The 17,961-nt window shown below is 65.2% G+C and carries 4 protein-coding genes and 1 tRNA gene; 4 read left to right on the forward strand and 1 reads right to left on the reverse strand.

Translation table 11 applies throughout. The features are described 5' to 3' along the window. The first annotated feature begins 267 nt into the window (after positions 1 to 267). The 3 genes from ACWEO7_RS09065 (at position 268) to ACWEO7_RS09075 (ending at position 16,100) form a co-directional block, all read left to right on the forward strand. Positions 268 to 14,037, forward strand: a complete 13,770-nt coding sequence (locus ACWEO7_RS09065; RefSeq protein WP_452422205.1) for an MFS transporter — start codon at positions 268 to 270, stop codon at positions 14,035 to 14,037. A 105-nt stretch (positions 14,038 to 14,142) separates the two neighbouring features. After that, on the forward strand, positions 14,143 to 15,528 hold the full coding sequence (locus ACWEO7_RS09070; protein WP_452422107.1) for a hypothetical protein: 1,386 nt from the start codon (positions 14,143 to 14,145) through the stop codon (positions 15,526 to 15,528). Positions 15,529 to 15,671: 143 nt separating this feature from the next. Continuing rightward, positions 15,672 to 16,100 carry an ester cyclase gene (locus ACWEO7_RS09075; RefSeq protein WP_450015879.1) on the forward strand — a complete coding sequence of 143 codons (429 nt, stop codon included), beginning with the start codon at positions 15,672 to 15,674 and terminating at the stop codon, positions 16,098 to 16,100. Between the two features lie 96 nt (positions 16,101 to 16,196). On the opposite strand, the gene ACWEO7_RS09080 is transcribed toward ACWEO7_RS09075, so the two are convergent. Then, positions 16,197 to 16,279: transfer RNA gene (locus tag ACWEO7_RS09080), tRNA-Leu, on the reverse strand. A gap of 225 nt (positions 16,280 to 16,504) precedes the next feature. On the opposite strand from ACWEO7_RS09080, the gene ACWEO7_RS09085 reads away from it, so the two are divergent. Next, positions 16,505 to 17,908: an FhaA domain-containing protein gene (locus ACWEO7_RS09085; RefSeq protein WP_452422109.1), complete on the forward strand. Its 1,404-nt coding sequence runs from the start codon at positions 16,505 to 16,507 to the stop codon at positions 17,906 to 17,908. Positions 17,909 to 17,961: the final 53 nt, after the last annotated feature.

Raw genomic sequence — 17,961 nt, forward strand, 5'->3', positions numbered from 1 at the left:
TCGGATCGCCATACGGCCGCACCCGAAACCAATCTCGACGCCGGACTCGGCAAAACGCCCGACTCACTCGCCATGCCATCCCGGTACGCGACCGAACCCAGCCCCGACGTCCCCGGCGCGCCCCAGAAACCCACTGCCCCGCAACTCAACCCGCACTCCCTCGAATACAACGACGACCCCAGCCGCCTGCCGTCCATCGGCGGAGTCCCACACCTGCAACCTGCCCCACCGCCGAAGAAGACGGAGCACAAGCGCCTGATCACCCGAATGGGCGCCGATCCGGACGAACCCAAACGGCGCAAACGTACCCAGAAGAAGCAACCATCCCCACCCGAACCACCACAGCCGACACCCGAGCCACCGGCGCCGGTCCCGAAGCCGACGCCGCAGCCGAAGCCGCGCAAGCGCAGCCAGCCGTCCGCACCGCTGGCCCACGAGGAGTTCGTGGTCCGCGATGTCGGCGAAGCGATCGGCGAGATCGGTGACGAAGGCCCGCGAGTCGCCGCCGCCAAGGACGCTCGGCGATGGGTGACGTCGCTGCCGGAGAAGCTGCCCTGGCTCACCGCCGACCAGATCGAAACCGCGAAACTGCTGATCTCGGAGATGGTGGCGAATGCACTGCGGTGGACCGAGGGCAAGGTCGCGGTCGTCGCCACGGCAACGGATACCGACGACACCCGCAAAACCCGATTCACGGTCACCGACGACAGCAAATCCACCTGGTTCGAGCTGCATGGGCCACGTGGCAGTTCCGCCCCTACACGCGCCGGGCATCAACCCGCCACGCGATCGCAGGCATCCGCACCGAATTCCGAACAGCGCAACACGACCGAGCATGCATCGGAATCGCCGGACACTCAGGCGCCGTCCCCCGTGGCGAATGAGTCCGGTACCGAGAAAACCGCATCCGGTAAATCCGGTACATCGGAAGAACCAGAAAATGCCGAAGCAGGCAAGAAGAGCGAATCGCTACTGCACCTCGTTCGCCACGACTCGAACCTAGGCATACGCCTCGGCGCCGAGTTCCTCAATCGACTGCCGAGCGAAACCGCACCCCATGCCGAACCGTCGGCGAGTAGCGATGAGCCGGCGCACGCAGCAACCATCCCACGGCCGGACGGCGCCGATACCACAGCATGGCTCTTTGAGGTTCGCCGATACTCGGGTCTGTCCCCAGAACAACTCGATGAGCTCGTAGGCGCGACACCAGGCACCTGGCAGTCGGCCGAATTGGGTGAAGCGGAACTGGAAAAAGCGCATGTCAGGGCATTGCTGCGTCGACTGGTACCCGACGGCTACACCATTTACACGGAGGTAGCTGCACACTATCCGGGTCTGCTGTCTCGGTCGGGAAGGAAGATATACCCAGAGGGCTATTCCCGGATCGGCGAGTATATTCGATATCTTCGCGAGTCGAACGGTTTCACCCAGGCGCAACTGGCTCAGCTTCTCGGTAAATCCAAGAGCACGATCGAAGTCTGGGAGCGAGGCACACGCTCGCCCGGAAGAAAAATGGTCACCGCCTTGCTGGAGAAGCTGAGATTCACCCAGGGCGTAACCGTAGACGAGATCACCGAAACTTTCTCGTATCTGCCAAGAGAATTACCGATATTTCCGAGCCCAAGGGCCACCAGGTCGTTCGGAGAATACCTCGAACTGTTCCGCCGGATGAACAATCTTCAACTCGCGGACGCAGCGCGTATTCTCGGATACTCAGCGGAGACCATGCGCTCGCACGAGGTCGGCGAGACGGCTCGATCCGAAGACCTCGAAATGCTCGCCGCCTACGACCGTGTGCTGCACCGAGCGGGCCCGTGGAACGATTTGGCAAAAGCATGGGGCTACAGCTACCGCATGAATCCTGCGGGCGAAACCTTCCCTGCACCGGCCGACTATCGAACAGTGCACGAGTGGATGAAGGCGCTGCGCCTGCATCAGCGGATGACCCAAGAGCAGTTTGCAGAGCACGTCGGCAGGAAAAAAAGGCGTATCGTCTACACGGAGAGCAGGAGCAAACCAGGTCTTCGGTTTCTTCGAGAACTCCGAGACACACTGGGCATGCCGAACGACACGCTGGTCGCAGCGCTGCGGCGTTTCTACGCCCGCGACGACGTCGCGGTACTCGACGAAACCGACGAAGCCCTGTTCTGGGAACTCATATCGACTCCGGTGGGTTCGCCGGAAGAGGAGTCGGTCCGAAATCGAATCATCGAACGATACGCATGGGTCGCGCCATTGGCGACCCGTTACTGGCGGATCCCGGACCAACCACGCGATGACTTGATCCAGATTGCCCACATGGCTATTCTGCGGGCTATCACGAATTTCATTCCACCCACCGGAAATTTCGCATCGTTCGCCGCGTCTTACGTACGTTACGCAATGCTGTCTACGCTTTACGAGTACCGCCATCCCGGCATTTCGGACAGGAAATCTCGTGATCTGCTGGTCAAAATAGGCAAATACCGAGACAAATATTACGACGAAAACCAGGAATATCCCCGTGATTCCGAGGTAGCGGCAGAATTGGGCCTCGACGAGGCCGAAGTAACCAGCGCGCGAGCACTGCCGGGACAACCCCTGCGACTGGACGCGCCGACTCACGAGGGTTCGCAGAACGATGGATATAAAATCGCAGCCCCTGCAGAGGTATCCGCTCTGGAAACCGACCAGGAACCGGACGAAACGTCTTTCGCCGACGAAAGGTTGACTGATGCGTGGAATACCCTTTCCGAACTGCCCGATGGAGAGTTGGCACAGAAGATACTGGGGCTCCGATTCCTAGACGAGGGTGAACTGTCCCTCGCTGAGGTCAGTGAACGTCTGCATATTTCACTGGACAAGGCTCAGCAGGTCATGGCAACGGCCATCGAAACGCTGCGGACAGCGTTGCCTCCCGTCGATGGAGACGGAACTCCGCAGGACGGGGACGACGAGGGCAGCACCTCTCCGTCCGGAGATTCCGAACAGCCCAGACGGTCCGGTGGTGGTGGGCAGACCCCAGGCCCCGCGGTTTCTTTCCAAGACGTCGATCCGCTGGCACGCGAGAGACCCGGCCGCATTCGGCGGTTCGGGGGCGTAGCCAGACCAGATTTCCGCGTCTTCCATCACGACGAGAACGATCCGCTGGGCCGCCCCTACGGCGACGGTGTACCGCCTAACCCGGCCAAGGCTCACTCGACACCACCCAACGACACCGCCGAATCCATACACAATGTGGACAACCAGCCGACCACCGACAGCCAAGCACCGGAGTTCAGTCAGCCGAGCGACCCCATTTCGGTCACCCCGGAGCCCCCGAAACTCTCCGCCGGCGGCGCTCCCGGCCCGAACGCGGAGTCGGCCGACCTCCGCGGGTCGGAGACGGCGCACGCCACCCCCCAGCGCCCGTCCACCGGTACCGCGGCGGAGGAGCCGCTGTCCGAACGAGACTCGGTCGTCGCCGCCGAACCATCAGCGAAGACGAGTTCGGCGCAACTTCGCCCGACCACCCCATGGAGCGGTAATCCCGGCGCGGAAACCAAGCCCGCCGCGAACGACACACCGGCCGAGCGGGCGCGCACCAGCGATGCCGACCCAGCCACCTCCGTACCCGATTCCAGTGCTCCCGCCACCGCGACCTCCTCAACCACGCCGTGGAACCGCACAACGCAGACGAAGCCAACTGAAGAAACCGTCCCGCCTCCACCACTGGAAGGCGGCGAACCACCCCGGAACTCCACGATCGAGGTATCGGGAGCGATCGTCTTCCAGACGTTGTCCAAGGGAACCGCCGAACTCTCGAAGCGCTTCACGATCAGCGGCCTCGTGACGGCGGTCGGGCCGGAAGCCGATTCCACCCCGACAACGGTGATCGACGAAGCAGGAGTGCCCCGGACCACTGCCTCATTGGTACTGCATGCGGTCGAAGCACCGGACATGAGCCATCCGGCGCTGGCCGGCAAAGTCGGCGGCTTCGCTCCCATCACCATCACAAGCGGCGATCTCACTGCGCAGGTGATGATTCTCGACCGATTTTTCGAGTCGGGATCAGCCGAGGCGATGATCATCTACGTTTCGCCGGTACAGGAAAATGCCAATTTCGAGACCGTACGCGCGCTTATTGATTCCGCTTTGCTGCAACGCTTTCCGGACACCCCGATAGCGATCAAAGAACTCCATCAGGATGGAACCGGCGAATCCGTCGAGCGCGAGCTGCGTTCCGATCCTCCCGGCCCCGATGCCCCACAGCTGTCGCGAATCGCGGAATCCCGCGAGGCACACCCTGCCAACGCGGACCACACTGCGATGGACAGCGGTCCGGAGCCGGCCACCGCGGTTCAGGCGCCCGGCGAGGAGCAGTCGCAGATTTCAGAACCACAAGACGAGGTGCCGACCGCCGCGGGGCCGATCTTACGTGGCAGGCCGAGTGACACGGCGTTGGAGGTGTGGCACCGCTATCTCGATGCGGCGGAGGCTGCCGATGGGCGGGCACAAGAACTGATCGTGGAGGTCGAACAGCGCATCCCGGATGCCGGAGAACGCGCCTATGCGAAGCGCTTCGCCGAAAATGAGCGTCGTACGGCCGCTCTGGCGGCGGAGCTCGGAATCTCACTCGATCGGCTCCGAACGTTGATGGTCGAAGAGCTGCGGCAGATATTCGACGGCGAGATCGTGACTCGAACCACCTCGGGGTCGTTGCGAGGCATCCTCGGCAGCGGCAAGTTCAAGACCGAGTTCGATTTCGCCGGGAACGGTCAAGTAGGGCGTCGCCTCTTGGCCGACCGGATAGCCCTCGAGCAAGCCTTGTTCGGTTACCCGCCGGACCTTCCGGCAGAATCGCGGCCGATCTACGGGTTCATCCGCACGGCACCGTCCTATCGGGTGACCGAGGGCGACGCCCTCGCTCAGTACGGCGACGTCGACATCGTCTTCAAATCGACAGTGGAAGAACGAACGACGGCCATGGTAGGCGATTCGAAATCGGTCGCGGCGATACCCAGCAAGGTCACCGATCCGCAACCCGAGTCATTCGCCGCCACTCCACGTGATCATAAAACGCTCGGCTATATAGGACTGGAGGGCATCAACCGCGACTACGCCGGGAAACGGTTCACCGGTAGCAGCTATATCGAGGCACAGGTGGTCGACCCCACAGTCTCCGACATCGACTACGTCGTATTCCATAGGGATCCCCCGGACCAATTAACACAAGAGCTACTGGACAGGGCGGGAATCCCCTGGTCGCACTTCTTCCGCCACCCCGGCCGTCCCCGACGATCACGCCCGGGAAACCCGATCGAAGGCTCAACCCCTGAACCCGAGTCCAAGGAAAACACGCAGGGCGTCCAGGCGAGGCCCCCCTCGGCCGCCGCGGACAACTCGCAACCCTGGGATGTCACCGCGGATGTCCCCTGTGTAGTAGGAGCTTTCGCGGATGCCGAGAATCTCGGTTTCGACGTGCAGCAACCGGTGGGCGTGGAGGGACCTGTTCCAGCGGCGGCGGTGTCCTGGCTAGCTGGGGCGCACCACAAGCGGTTCGATGGCGGTCTCGGTGAAGTGGCGCAACTCCTGGCCGGTCTGGGGACCGGTGCGGGAATGCTGGTGAACGCGCGCCCCGTAGGTGCGGCGATCGGGCACATGTTCCTGCTGCACAACGACGGTCAACAGATCTGGATCCATGACCGGCAGGCACCGAGACCGAAGGCGATTTTCAACCCCGAGGATCCGCCGTTCACGGCGCAGACCACACATGCTCTGCTGTTGACCCGCCGGGATGCCGGCAGCACTCTGGAATCGCGACAGCGGCAGCTGGGCGAAAATATCGTTCCCCCCGATCCGGACATCGCACGCGGGCGGGCTCTGCGACCGCTCGATGCCGGCGCACTCCCTCCACCCCATGACGCCACCTACGCCGACCTTCGCGCCTGGGCCGCCGCGCTCTCCGTCGATGACGCGGGCACGCTGCTCACCCACGTGCACGCCGAGGCCATCGAGCATCTGAAGGCAGCCGAGCGTGGCGCGCCACCGGCGGCGGCAGAAGCGGTCGCGACCGCACGAGCACTCAACATCCTGGTGTGGGAGCAAGCTCACCGGCTCAGAGCAGACACGCACCCCGGCCCCATCAACGACTATGCGACGCTGTTCGCCGTCAGCCGCCGGCTGGCCGCCCGGCTACCTGCTGTCCGAGAGCTGACCGCGGCGGCAGATACCGCCTTCACCGTGGCCGGAACCTTCGGTCCCCTTGCCGCCGGCGCCACTGCGGCGCATCCCTCGGTCGCGGAGTGGAGTTCCACTGTTCTGCACAGGTTCCCCGAGCATCTCGGCCGGGCGGTCGCCAAGATCGAGCGATCTTTCGATTCCGTGCCTTGGTCGGAGGAGTCGTCGCTCACACAGGAAACTGTGTCGGTTTACGAACATGTGGGACTTACGAACGCGGCGGTTCAACAGATAGCGGAACTGCGGCTGTATTTCGACGAAATCCGCGATTCGGAGGGCAGAAACTGGTCGGAGATGATCGACCGCCGCTTGACGTCGGCATCCGAACTCGGATTCGATCCCGAGTTCACCCGTGCCGTTGCGTCGCTGTCCACGGAAGCGGCGGCTTTCGCTGACGCGCAGGCCGGACCGGAACAAGATTTCGCTCGCGCCGCGGCTTCCTATCTGCCCGTTCTGACCACGACGATCACGCATTATGTGCTGCGGACGCGCGATGTCGCACTTGCGCTCGACCTGCTCGACCGGGCCGATCGAGCCTTTGCCGAAACCGCCCGTCGCCTGCCTCACTGGCAACCGGCGCAGGACGCCGAGCGGCGAATTTCAGCGCTGCACAGATTGATTGCCGGTTGGCGGCAGAAGTTGCCCGATTACGAACTGCCGAGAAAGATGCAGGAAGATGCGCTGACCATTTTCGCTCCGCACGCGGGCTTTTTCCCAGCACTCGAGCAGACGCTGCAGGAGTTGCGCCGCGTGGGCACTTCGAGCACCAACGCGAGCCGGCCGATGCCTCCGGCCGAACAGCCAAGTGCCGAACCCTCCCCCTCAGCCGAGCAAAGAGGCATCATCCGCCGCGACGATGATCGGAGTCCTCGGGACGTCCCCACGGACAGTGGAAACGCTTCCGAAGAGGCATCGCTCCGGACAGCGGGGACGCCCGCAGGTGACAGCCCCACCTTGCCGGCCGACGGCCCCCTCTCAGAGAGCGACGAACAGGCGCCGGCGATCGTCGACCAATCCCCGCGCGACAATGCCGCTGGTCACGCGGATCGAGTTCCTGCGGTGCCTGGGACACCCGAATACTCCCGGGATGCCCAGACCGGTGCGGACCACGAACCTCCGCGACGTACCCGCCGCGACGGCAGCGGCACACCGGTAAGCGCCGACCACCCGACGCCGAATCCTGAACGCAGCGACGACAACGATGCCGGTGTCCCTTCCACCGCACAGCAGGTGACGGGGCGCGGACCCGCTGAAGACGCGGCACCGAAGCCGAGGCCCGCGCTTGCCCGGCCTACCGCGCTGTCGGTAGGCGTCACGGTATTCGAGAACCCCTTCGACGAGAGCGGACCACCTTGGGACCGCGGTGGCCGGATATCCAGACACCAACGAACGAACAGGCTCGCCGAATTCAACGCCGACGGCGGGGGTTTCGCTCGTGCTCCCAAGGGAGACGACGAGCCCGGCTCCGGCCCAGCGAATGAACACGCGAGACCCGATCTCGAGCGCGACTCGACCCCAACCGGCAACGAGACGAGCTCGGAGCCTCAACCCTCCGTGCAACGGCAGCCTGCCGATCCGGCGGCCGACAAGCCGGTTTCGATAAGGGAACTGCTCGCAGTCAACAAGCCATTCGCGAAGTTGTTGCTGGGCGAGCGTATCGTCTGGCCGCCCGGCGAGGTCGCCAGCAAGCTCGGCACCGTCATGGCGACATCGGCCCTCCCCTACGTGGTGCTGAATGAGACGGATTCAGCGATGGCCGCCGGTATGGCCGGCGCCGCAGTGTGGATTCCGGCGCTGTTCGAATTGCCCGCCGGCTACGCGGCCGACTTCGTCAATCGGCGAAAGCTGATGATCGCCGCGCAATGGCTCGGTGCGGCGGCCGCTGCCGCCGCTGCTGGCCTGGTGTTCTTCGACGCGCCCGATCTCGGGCCCTGGCTGACCGCGGCAACGCTGGCAGAATCCACCGCGGCTACCTTCTATCTGCGCGCCTTCGACGCGGCCGCCCGGGATTTCCTCACCGAAGCACACCAGAATGCGGGAGCCCGGCTGCGAACTCTCACCGGACAGGCGGCCGATATCAGCGGTCAGGCATTGGGCCCCGCCCTGGCCACAGGCGTCGCCACGTGGGCTCCATTCGGCTTCAACACCCTGTCGTACTTGGGGAATCTCCTGAACATGCGCGGCGTGTCCTTTCCGCCCCAGGCGGACAGGGTCTCGCGCAACTTGCTCCGCGAGATCGGCGAGGGCGCGCGGACACTGTGGCAGGAGAAGTTTCTCCGCGACGTCACCGCGATCGGCGCGATCAACAACGCCGCGTGGGCGATGCTCGGGCTCCGCACCGCCACCGTAGTGCACGACGCCGACTTGGCGGGTTGGGCCACCGGCGCGGTCGTCGCCGCCCCCGCGGTGGGCGGGCTGATGAGTGACTTCGTTGTGCGAGCGTTCGACAAGATGGATCTCAGCACCTTGTATCAGGTGGCGCTCGCCAATATGGCCGTGTTCTCCGTCCTCCAAGCGTCGACCAAAGAGCCCGCCGTGATTGCGGTCGCGTCAGCCCTCGACGCGATGATGATGTGGGCAACGAACACCAGGATGGGTGTATACCAGCAGCAAGTCATACCCGGGGAACTCCGAGGGCGCGCGGGGAGTGTAAGAGGGCTCTTCCTGAGAATCGGACCCGCCGCAGGTCTGCTTGTGGCCGGCGCACACGGCGGCGACGCCGCCACGATGGGAGCGGGCATCACCGTGGCCGCCGCGGCGAGCTACGGCGTGCTCACTCTCGTGAGACGAGGCCTTGGCGCGGCACGGGACGCGTCCACTGTCGACCCCGAGGTCATCGCGAACTGCGCCATTCATCTCGCTCGCGTGTTCCGGGCCCTGGCGCTGATGCACGACGGCTCGCCCGAGCCAGACGACACCGACTCGCGATGGGATGCCCGCAAGAACTGGAAACTTGTCGAGGCCACGCTCGGCACACAGCTTCGCCCGGCCGAGTACGACGGCGACCCCCGCTTCTCCGCCGTCGCGGAAACCGTTCGCACCAAACGAGACGGCATCGACCTGGCCGTCGTCGTGGTCGACGACGGCGAGAACGCACACCCCTACACCTTCGTCAATGTCGAAGGCCAAGTCCTGGTCTTCGACACCCTCGTCGACGACGCCGAGAGCGGCCTCCCCCGCGTACGAAACTACGACGGCGACGAAAACGGCGAAAATAAATGGGAGCCCAAGTACCACAAGGTCGTAAAGGTCTTCGACGCCTACTACACCAGCATCGCAGGCACCCCCTCCCCCGTCCGCAAACCCGTCCCGGCATATCGGCATATCCGACACCCGCACAAGATGCAGGGCCGCCCGGCGGACCCGGAGCCGCAGACCACCCCACCCACCGACCGCACCGGCGACAACCCCGAACCAAGGCATGCTGCGCTGCCGGATGGCGCCACCAGTCCCCGCCACAACGGCGGGTACAAGACGGTTTCCCCGCCGACGATCCCACTCGTCAGCGCATCCGATGTCGAGTTGGTGCGGCCGACAGTGGACACGAACGGTGCGCTCCTCGGGCCCGACGACGAGCCCTACCACACCGAAAACGAGCAGGGCGAGCCTTTCCTGGTGCTGGCGACGGGTGAGTTCGTCACCGCGAACTCCGCCACCCCACCGCTCGGCGACCGATCGCTGCACGACGCCGCGCATTCGCCGGCCGACGCGCCGACCCGATCGGCGGAACTCGTGGTGCGCGCCGAAAACGGGGAGTTGCACGAAGCCGAGACAGCGGTCGCCGCGGCCGAGCGCGCCGCGGCTTGGCTGGCCGCCGAGTTCACCACTTGGCCGCCCCGCGAGGTGCGGGTCGCCCGTTCCACGCTCATGTCGATGGTGACCGACGCGCTGGCGCAGCGTAAGGGCGAGGTGCACATCGTCGCCGAGGAAACCGCCGACACGCTGCGCGTCACTCTGCTCGACACCACCCGCGACCACGTCGCTGCCTTGCCCGGCCCGATTGCAGCCGAGGGCGATTCCCCCCTCGTACGGTCCGGTGTCGACCTGTTCGACCGCTCAGCGCCGCGCTGGCGTCAGGCAGTCTGGTTCGAGATTCGTAACCCGCTGCCACAGCCGGGGACTGGCCTTTCCACAGGCGCGCTGACAGACGGCAGGCAGTCGTCCGCGCCCGATCAGGAGCCCATCGTTGGCGGTAGCTGGGCACGTGGCAGCCGACACGAACCGCCCGATCCGGCTCTCGCACTCGATCTCCCGGCGCAACGTGCCAGTGGTATGGATGGGCTCGGTTTCGGTCCGCCACCGACAGTGGTGAATCGCTTCGGCGACGCGCCGCCCGGTTTGCCCGCCGGCGTGGTGGCGCATGCCGCGATTGCAGGTGACCCGAATGGCGGCGCGTTCGGCGACGGACGAAGCGAAGCCGAGCGAATCGCCCGCGCTGCGCTGTCGACCTTCCGCGTCGAGGCCACATTCGACGACCTCCGAGATTGGGCCGCACGCCTCTCCGACGACAACCTTCGCCACCTGCTGGCCATGTTCACCCACATGGTCACCGAGCGGATAGCGGCCATTCATCGCGGCGATCCGCCACCGGTGACCGACCGTGTGATCGATCCCGCACGCCTGTTGGGCGCGATCGTGACGGAAGTGACTTTCCGCTTCAGCGACAGTGTTCCTGCTACCACCCCGACCACTTACCGGGAGTTGTTCGCTATCGCACCCTGGCTGCAAGCGAACCGGCGCACTGTTGCCGACCTGCACAGCGCCATGACCGCCGTGCTCGACGCCGCATACGCCGTGACCCGCACGTCCACTGCGCACCGCTGGTCTGTGGCTGCGGGGCAGCATACGGTCCCGGCACATGTCGCGGAAATAGCGCGCAGTATCGAGGAGGCCGACCAGCCCGGCATCCGGCTCGAGGAGAGTTCATTCCCACCGGGTGACGCCCTCGTTCCGGAACATGTGCGGCTGGTGGAGTCCTTCCTGCGAGACGGGGTGCGCGGCGGCACGGTGGCTCGAATGGTCATGGACTGGGCCTATGTCATGGACGCACTGCTACAGCCGCGATCCAGTGAGTTCTTCTCACCGAGGTACGAGGCAATCTTCGAGTCGCTGCCCGTCCACGCCGCTGCGCTCGATCGGGCACGAACCGGCTCGGACCGACTGTTCGCTGCGACGATCGCCACTGCCCTGCCGGATCTACTCGATGCGGCGTTCTACCTGCTCCCCACGAGCAATTTCGCCTTGGGGCTGGGCTACCTGAGGCAGGCCGACGCCCTGCTGGCCGACGCCGCCACTCGCTTCCCTGACTTTGCCATCTATGCGCTCGAGGATGCCGCCGACAGCGTACACAGACTGTACGAAGACATCGTCGTCGCGAATTCCCGCCGTCCGCTCGAAGTTCGAGCGCAGCAAATGCATGAAATCCTGTCGGACTATTTCAGCGATGAATTGGACTCCGCCTTCAACCGATCCTTCCGCTGGGGAATACGGGCGCTGTGGGGACTGGGCAGTCAGAAGCCGGGGATCGACTACGCGTTCGAGTGGCATACTCGGGATGCCGTGCTGCCGTGGGACTGGGATACCACCGATGACGAGCGTGCCCTCGCCGGAACCGCACTGGACTTGCTACAAAATATGCACGGACCGGAGGCCGACATCCAGTCCTTGCTACGCCACAGCGATTCCCCCGATCTGGTCGAGAGCATCTTCGACAGCGTCGGGAAGAACATGCGGTGGTGGTACCGGCTCGGAAGATGGACCAGCGGGCACGTATCGATCGGCACCCTGCTGGAGGGAGCCGCAGACTTCTCCGTAAACCAGATACAGCTGGCGGTGCTGAGACAGTATCCCCACATCATCGGGGCTGCCGGGGGCATCGAGTACCGGGCGCGGGATCTGGCGAATCGGCTATCGCTCGCCCGTGACCTCGCGTCCCCCCGCCTCGCGCCCCAGCAGCGGGAGGAACTCGCCGTGCTGCGCGACCAGTTGGCGGAGGTCGGACGAGGTGCGCACGGACTCGCCATCCCCGGATCCAGCGCGCCACCGGTACTGCTGGTCTCCTATGATCCCGTCGCGAAAGGCGGTACGGGCCGAGCTGTCGTCTCGATCGGCGAAGCCGACAGCGCATCCTTCATCGCATTCAACGTCATCGGAGCCGACACCCCTGTCACAGATCTGGCGCACTGGTCGGTGCACGCCGCCCAGCAGTACGAGAAAGCGCAGCAGCATGCGCCGGGCGACGCCCGCGTAGCCATCATGTTCACGGTCGGCTCACCGCATGGGATCGGTGCACCTGCACGCACCGCTGGGCCGCATACCCCGGCACAGGGCAATGTCGGCGAAGCCCCGAACGTAGCGGGGCCCATCGTGGCGCGGGAACTCATCACCTACGAGGCAACCCGCGAATTGGCCCTTGACAGCAGCAATGAAAGTTGGGCTCGAAGGTCCCAGATATTCACCGCGATCGGGCACGGCGACGGTATGGGTGTGCTGCGCGGAGCCGCCGATACTCTACGGCTGAGTGCGGCTGTGGACCAGATCGTTCTCGTTCCCGGCTCGGCCGACGACCGGCTCCTCACCGCCAGTCAGCTCCAAATCGGCACCGAAAATGTGTACACGCTCAACCCCTACCGCGAACGGAACGACGATCCGAACACCATAGGACTCATCATGGTCGGGCACGGCGACGATATCGAGACCGCCACCGACGCCTCGAGTCGATCGGCCGCTCCGCTGATCGAGACGCCCACCACCGTCCGTGATATCTCTCAGTTGCTCTCCGCGCACGAATACCGACCGTTGGGGGGCCACCGGGGATGGACCATGACTCGCGACGAGGGCCTGACGGTGTACCGAGCAGCACAACCACTGCTCCAGGACGCGCTGTCGGGAACCTACAACACGACAGTCCTCCTTGAAGATCTCGGCTTGGTCCTGCGTGTCGGTCACCCCCATACCGCAAGTTTCGATCCCCGTTTCGGACCCGAGCACAAAACCCTCCCCGTCATCTCTCAATACGTTCGGAACGCACCTCAACTTCTGCAAGTCCTCATCGGCCGCATGCCGGACGGGCGCATCGTCGATGAATCGGCGCCGATTCTCATCGAAAGGCTCGCCGGGGGAGAAGATCTCGCCGAGACATTCCGGCGAGCCGACCGGAGAACGATCCGGTCCCACCATGGTCTGATACTGCGGACCTTCGCGAACATCCACGAGCAGCTACTCGCGATGCGGGAGGACCATCCGCTGCTGGTCCAACTGACACCACCAGGCGTCGCGAGGGGTGACACCGGCGGGTGGTACCTGAACCATATCGATTGGTACACAGAGAATTTCTATCGGCGGCACCATGACCGCTTCGGTGCCCTGTTCGATGAGTTCGGCCTGCTCCGCGGAAATCCTTTCGAACCGCTGGTCGACGATGCCCGGTCGATGCGGGACTCCCGCCACCACATCCTGCATGCCGACCCGAACGAGGGAAACTTCCTCATCAGCAACGAACTGCATGTAACACTGCTCGACTGGGAGCTCGCCGTCACCGGTCCGAGTGCCTACGACTGGGCCCGGTTGGGGCATCTCGTTCCCGCCATCGAGGTGCCTCGCGAACTCGGTGGACCCGACATGGTCAAATTCGCACGGCTCGAGAAGTTCAAGCGGGTCATGAACGACACCGTCAAACTGGCGCCGCTGGCTGTCGCCGGACTACTCACTCCTCAACTGATCGAATTCATCGACACCGAATTCACTGAGGCCGTGATCCAGGTGCGTCAGCTATCCGGTCATACCAAGCTGCTGCCGCCACGCGCGCAACTCGAAATTCTCCGCTCATGGCGACCGTGAAGCAGATGGACACACGTCGCGTCCCGGCTATCTTCGACGTTCGCGTTGCCGGTACGGACTGCTTACTCGGCCGTGTGCGGCGCGACCAGCGATATGGAGGACTACGTGGCAGACGAACCCGGTGGACTGACCGCCGAACACCCGCTCGCTCGAGCGCTGGCGGCGCACGCGCCGACGGGGTGGCAGCGGGTGGACGCGGTGTTCGCGGTCACGGTGGCGGGTGAGCTCGCCCAGCTCGTGTACACGGTCGGCGAGCAAGTGATGCCGGTGGACCCGCCGGAGCCGACGCTTGCCCTAGTGCGAGAGCATCGTGCGGTCGCCGCAAGTTCCGGTCGGGAACCGTGGTGGCGGATGATGATCGCGATGACGAACTCCGGCGAGATCGACGTCGCATACGACTACGGCGACGAGCCCTTCCCGGACGGTCAGCTGTTCGTGCCGGAGGCGTACCGCGCCGACCTCGAGGCGTATCCGCGCCGAAAAGTACCTGTGTGGTTGGCCGCCTATATCGGCCACGGCGACCGGCAGCGGCGCACTCCACAGCAGGCCGCCGCCCGAGCGCGTGCCGACCGGGCCGAACAGGTGTGGGCGGTGCTCGCGGAGAACGAGTTCCCGCCGTTCCCGCAGATGTGGGCCCGATGGACGACCATCGCGGCGGCCTTCGTGGCAGCGAAGTCGGAATGGGGTCCGCGGATGCTGCCCTGGGTCGGCGTGTTCGAAGGCACCGCACGCGGTGGATCGACGTTGCACGCGCTTCCGGCCGGGCGAGCCGTGTTGTCCGGCGGAGTATGGAATGCGCCGACCTTGGACGCCGTGTACAACGCGGGCGCACCGATGCCGGAGCTGTACGGCGGCGCGCCGGATTGGGTCGCCGACCCGGTTTTGAATCCGCGGGCTGCTTCGGGCCTGCTGTCCTTCTGCTACTGGTGGGAAGCGGGGCGCTGGTACCGCGGGCAGTCACCGTCCGCGCAGGAATGCGCGCCCGCGGTGCCGGGCGTGTGGACGCGGGAAACGACCATCAAGGTCGTGGCGGGCCTGCTCCCGGGCACCCAGGACGCGTCGGAGGCCATCGGAGCCCTACTGTCCGCCGCAGAGACGGGAGGGGTGACGCGAGCGGCGCTGATCGCCGTCTTCGGCGATGACGGCCGTTTCGACCTCGACGGCGCGCTCTACCAATTCTCGGCCGCAGGCCTACTGTCCACGGCGCCCGAGCCGATGCCCGCCGAACAGGCGATCAGCCGCGTACGCGACTACATCACCGGTCGGCAGCTGGACACCGCCGGATACCCGCTGGCCCGGCTGACCGCCGACCGCTTGCGCTTCGGCTGGATGGTGCACGTGCCCGCTCCCGAGAACACACAAGCCCACCGAGCGGTCTTCTATATCGCCGACGACGGCGAATTCGTGCACGCGTCGTCGGCCATCGATCATGGGCAATTCGTCGCCGCGTTCGAACAGCGCTTCCTGGACCGTCACGGGCTGGTGGTCTGACTCGGCGCCGGATATTTGCTGACAGTTCGCCATAAATCTTCCTGGGTATCCCCATCTCGAATGGGATAGGTTGCTGTCACGCGACGCGAGACTCGGCGAACCGCCTCGACGGTTCGCTCGACCCGCGAGGAGGAGGCCCGATCATGTCGCTGGAAACCAACAAGGCGCTGGTCCGCAGGTTCTATCGGGAGATCGACACGGGAAACATCGACGCCATGGACGACCTCGTCGCGGAGGACTACATCGATCACTCGCCGCCGCCGCTTCCCGGCATCGGCCCCGGCCGAGAAGGCCTGAAGCAGGCATTTCGCATGTTCTGGGCCGCCACTCCAGGGCGGCACGAGATCGAGGACCAAGTCGCGGAAGGCGACCGCGTCGTCACGCGGCTGACCGCGTACGGGCGTCACACCAGGGACCTGCCCGGGATACCGGCGACCGGGCGCGAACTGACGGTGACGGGTACCGCGATCCACCGGATCGCCGACGGCAAGCTCGCCGAGAAGTGGTCCGACAGGGACGTGCTCGGGTTCTTGCAACAGTTGGGAGTGCTACCCGCAGTGGGAAGACGCTGACTAGCCCGGGTCGGGACATCCGTCACACGATCGACGCGGCCTTCCGACTACAAAAGAGAAACCGCGCATCAACACCTGATGCGCGGCTTCAGCCTGTGGGCGAAGGGGGACTTGAACCCCCACGTCCCGAAGGACACTGGCACCTGAAGCCAGCGCGTCTGCCATTCCGCCACTCGCCCGAGCGACTGGGAGACAGTATCACGGCCTCGCGCTGGATACGAAATCGCCATTTCAGAAACCTGACCGGGGGGCTGAACGGGTACGGGAACCTGGGGCCGTCGCCAAGAGTTACAGGTGTGGACGATCGTGGATATCATGCAATGAACGTGGTCGATTAACGACACGCCATACACGCGTGTCGTTGTTACGAATCAGGAAGAGACGCGCACCGAAGGGAGGCCGAGATGGGCATCGTTTCGCGATTCGAGCGTCGCCTGCAAGGCGCCGTCGGTGACGTGTTCGCCAGAGTCTTCGGCGGCAGTGTCGTACCCCAGGAGGTGGAGGCGGCGCTGCAACGCGAGGCCGCCGATCATGTCCAGGACCTGGGCGGCGGGCACCTGCTGGCACCCAACAGCTATGTGATCACGATCAACACCTCCGATCACCAGCAGCTGGATGCCGACCACGACCTCACCACCCGCGCATTCGCCAAACATCTACAGGACTACATCCGCGAGCAAGGCTGGCAGACCTACGGCGAAGTACACGTGGCGTTCGAGGCATCACCTACGCTGCACACCGGACAGTTCAGGGCGAGTGGCCGCGTCGATCCCGACGCCGGACACAGAGCCAGCGCGGCTCGCGGCCCCGAATCACCGCCACAACGACCTGCACACCCGCAACCAGGAGCTGGCCCCATGACGCAGAACTCAGGCTACGACCCGAGCCGTGAGCCCGCGGAGTCCGATCCACGCAACCGCGGGTACGCTCCACCGCCTGCCGGACGCGGCGGCCCGCAGAACGGCGCGTACCGCGACGACTACGGCCGTGGCGGCGCATACGGGGCGGATTACCAGGCGCCGGACGCGCAGCAGGGTTACGGCGACTATCAGAACGGCTACGACTACCCGCAGGGTGGCCAGGGCTACGGACAGCAGGGTGGTTACGGCGAGTCCGGCTACGGCGGCCAGCAGAGCGGCTACGGCGAGTCCGGCTACGGCGGCCAGCAGAGCGGCTACGGCGAGCGCGGGTACGGCCAGCAAGGCTACGGCGACCAGGGCTACGGCCAGCAGGGCTACGGCGACCAGGGCTACGGCCAGCCAGGATACGGCGACCAGGGCTACGGCCAGCCAGGATACGGCGACCAAGGCTACGGCCAGCCAGGATACGGTCAGCCCGGCTACGGGCAGTCGGGATACACCGATCCGAGCTACGGCGATCAGAACTACGCCGACCAAGGCGGCTACGCTCAGGACGACCAGGGCGGCTACGGCCAGGCATACTCACAGCAACCGGGGTACGGCGCGCAGCAGGGCTACGCGGGCGGGCAAGGCTACGGCGCCGCGCCGCAGGCCGGTTCGGGCTATTCGGCGACGCTCCAGCTGGATGACGGCAGCGGCCGCACTTACCAGCTGCGGGAAGGCAGCAACATCATCGGCCGCGGCCAGGACGCGCACTTCCGGCTGCCCGACACAGGCGTCTCACGCAGGCACATCGAGGTGCGCTGGGACGGGCAGACCGCGATGTTGTCCGACCTCGGCTCCACCAACGGCACCCTGGTGAACGGCTCCCCCGTGCAGGATTGGCAGCTCGCCGACGGCGACGTCATCCGTGCCGGGCACTCCGAGATCCTGATCCGTATCGTCTGATCCCGTAAGCTCGCGGTGCAGGTCACGACATGGCTCTCGAGGGATTCGTCGGT

It is taken from the genome of Nocardia sp. NPDC004260 (assembly GCF_053603155.1).

Excerpts from the sequence above, each read along its gene's own strand:
- ACWEO7_RS09065 (WP_452422205.1), top strand. The coding sequence starts at position 268 with ATGGGCGCCGATCCGGACGAACCCAAACGGCGCAAACGTACCCAGAAG.
- ACWEO7_RS09075 (WP_450015879.1), top strand. The coding sequence starts at position 15,672 with ATGTCGCTGGAAACCAACAAGGCGCTGGTCCGCAGGTTCTATCGGGAG.
- ACWEO7_RS09085 (WP_452422109.1), top strand. The coding sequence starts at position 16,505 with ATGGGCATCGTTTCGCGATTCGAGCGTCGCCTGCAAGGCGCCGTCGGT.